This window comes from Pseudomonas sp. P5_B3 (genome assembly GCF_056400405.1).
The window spans coordinates 1-2,539 of sequence record NZ_JBFULI010000117.1 but is presented as its reverse complement, the minus strand read 5'-3'; the positions used below and the strand labels follow the sequence as shown (position 1 = coordinate 2,539).

General features: G+C 63.8%; 3 protein-coding genes. All 3 read right to left on the bottom strand.

Annotated elements, in window-relative coordinates; genetic code table 11:
* On the bottom strand, nucleotides 1-1,010 hold a 1,010-nt coding region (locus AC1DRN_RS29795), incomplete at its 3' end, for an NAD(P)(+) transhydrogenase (Re/Si-specific) subunit beta (RefSeq protein WP_477786914.1).
* Nucleotides 1,007-1,357: an NAD(P) transhydrogenase subunit alpha part 2 gene (locus AC1DRN_RS29790; RefSeq protein WP_046042645.1), complete on the bottom strand. Its 351-nt coding sequence runs from the start codon at nucleotides 1,355-1,357 to the stop codon at nucleotides 1,007-1,009. The genes AC1DRN_RS29790 and AC1DRN_RS29795, both read right to left, overlap by 4 nt.
* A gap of 11 nt (nucleotides 1,358-1,368) precedes the next feature.
* Nucleotides 1,369-2,490 carry a Re/Si-specific NAD(P)(+) transhydrogenase subunit alpha gene (locus tag AC1DRN_RS29785; RefSeq protein WP_457265722.1) on the bottom strand — a complete coding sequence of 374 codons (1,122 nt, stop codon included), beginning with the start codon at nucleotides 2,488-2,490 and terminating at the stop codon, nucleotides 1,369-1,371.
* Nucleotides 2,491-2,539: the final 49 nt, after the last annotated feature.

Genomic DNA, 2,539 nt, shown 5'->3' with positions numbered 1-2,539 from the left:
GCCCGCGCGACCGCCAGGCCGTAGCCCGGCACGATGATCACGGTGTCGGCGTTGGTCAGCAGGAAGGTCGCGTCGTCGGCCGAACCGGATTTCACCGGCCGGGCTTCTTTCGAGCCCGCCGGGCCGGCCGCCTCCGCCGTGTTGCCGAAACCACCGAGCAGCACATTAAAGAAGGAGCGGTTCATCGCCTTGCACATGATGTACGAGAGGATCGCACCGCTGGAGCCTACCAGCGAACCGGCGATGATCAGCATCGAGTTGTTCAGCGAGAAGCCGATGCCCGCCGCTGCCCAGCCGGAGTAGCTGTTGAGCATCGACACCACGACCGGCATGTCCGCGCCACCGATCGGGATGATGATCAGCACGCCGAGCACGAAGGCCAGGGCCAGCATCACGGCGAAGGCGGTGTAGTCRCCGGTGAGCATGAAGGTCACGCCCAGGCCCAGKGTGGCCAGRCCCAGCAGCAGGTTCAGCTTGTGCTGGCCGCTGAACTGGACCGGTGCACCCTGGAACAGGCGGAACTTGTACTTGCCGGCCAGCTTGCCGAAGGCAATGACCGARCCRGAGAAGGTGATTGCACCGATGGCGGCACCGAGGAACAGTTCCAGGCGGTTACCGGCCGGGATCGCGTCACCGAGTTGCTTGACGATGCCCAGCGACTGCGGCTCGACCACGGCGGCYACGGCGATGAACACCGCSGCCAGGCCGATCATGCTGTGCATGAAGGCGACCAGTTCRGGCATCTTGGTCATTTCMACGCGTTTGGCCATGATCGAACCGGCGGTGCCGCCGATCAGCAGGCCGACGATCACGTAGACGATMCCGTCKTGCGCCARCTCGGAGCCSAGCTTGTAGATCAGGCCSACCGTGGTGAGGATCGCCAGGCCCATGCCGAGCATGCCGAACAGGTTGCCGCGACGCGACGTGGTGGGGTGCGAGAGRCCCTTGAGCGCCTGGATGAAGCAGACCGAGGCGATCAGATACAGGGACGTAACCAGGTTCATGCTCATGCTTGTTGCACCTCAGCCTTGACTGCTGCGGCCTTGGCGGCCGGAGCTTTGGCCGCTTTCTTCTTGAACATTTCCAGCATGCGCCGGGTCACCAGGAAGCCACCAAACACGTTGACCGCGGCCAGGGCCACGGCCAGGGTGCCCATGGTCTTGCCCAGCGGGGTCACGGTGAGGGCGGCGGCGAGCATGGCGCCGACGATCACGATGGCCGAGATGGCGTTGGTCACCGCCATCAGTGGCGTGTGCAGGGCCGGTGTGACGTTCCAGACCACGTGGTAGCCGACATAGATCGCCAGCACGAAGATGATCAGGTTGTAGATACCGTGAGAGATCAGCATGTCTTCCATTGTTTTTATCCTCAGCCGTTCTTGCGCACGATCTGGCCGTCGCGGCACATCAGGCACGCGGCGACGATATCGTCTTCCAGGTTGATCACCAGTTGTCCTTCTTTATCGAACAACAGTTTCATGAAGTCCAGCAGGTTGCGGGCGTACAGCGCCGAAGCATCGGCCGCCACGGCGCTGGCCAGGTTGGTCGGGCCCACGATGGTCACGCCATGTTCGACGACCACCTGATCGGCCACGGTCAGCGGGCAGTTACCGCCCTGGGCGGCCGCGAGGTCGATGACCACCGAACCCGGTTTCATCTGGGCCACGGTTTGCGCGCTCAGCAGCGTCGGTGCCTTGCGGCCGGGAATCAGCGCGGTGGTGATCACGATGTCCGCCTGCTTGGCGCGTTCGTGCACGGCCGCRGCCTGGCGCTGCATCCAGCTGGCCGGCATCGGGCGGGCGTAACCGCCGACACCGACGGCGCATTCRCGTTCTTCGTCGGTCTCATAAGGCACGTCGACGAACTTGGCGCCGAGGGATTCGATCTGCTCTTTCACCGCAGGACGCACGTCGGACGCTTCGATCACCGCCCCCAGGCGTTTGGCGGTGGCGATGGCCTGCAAGCCGGCCACGCCGGCACCGAGGATCAGCACGCGCGCCGCTTTCACGGTGCCCGCCGCGGTCATCAGCATCGGCATGAARCGCGGRTAGTGGTGCGCGGCCAGCAACACGGCCTTGTAACCGGCGATGTTGGCTTGCGAGGACAGCACGTCCAGGCTTTGSGCRCGGGAGGTGCGCGGCGCCGCCTCCAGGGCAAAGGCGGTAATGCCGCACTCGGCCAGCTTGGCGATGGTTTCGTTGCTGAACGGGTTGAGCATCCCCACCACAACGGTGCCGCTTTTAATCAGCGCCAGCTCGCTGTYGCTGGGCGCGACCACCTTCAAAATCAGCTCTGCGCCAAACGCGTCATTGGCGCTGCCAATGGTTGCGCCGGCCGCTTCATAGGCACTGTCGACAACGCTGGCATTGACGCCGGCGCCGCTTTGTACAGTGACCTTATGACCCTGGCTGATCAGCTTCTTGATGGTTTCCGGGGTTGCGGCAACCCGTGTTTCACCGGTCTGGGTTTCGAGAGGAACACCAATGTGCACGTCAAATCTCCTGCGTGATCTTGTTGAGTAAACCCAGGCACTACGGATG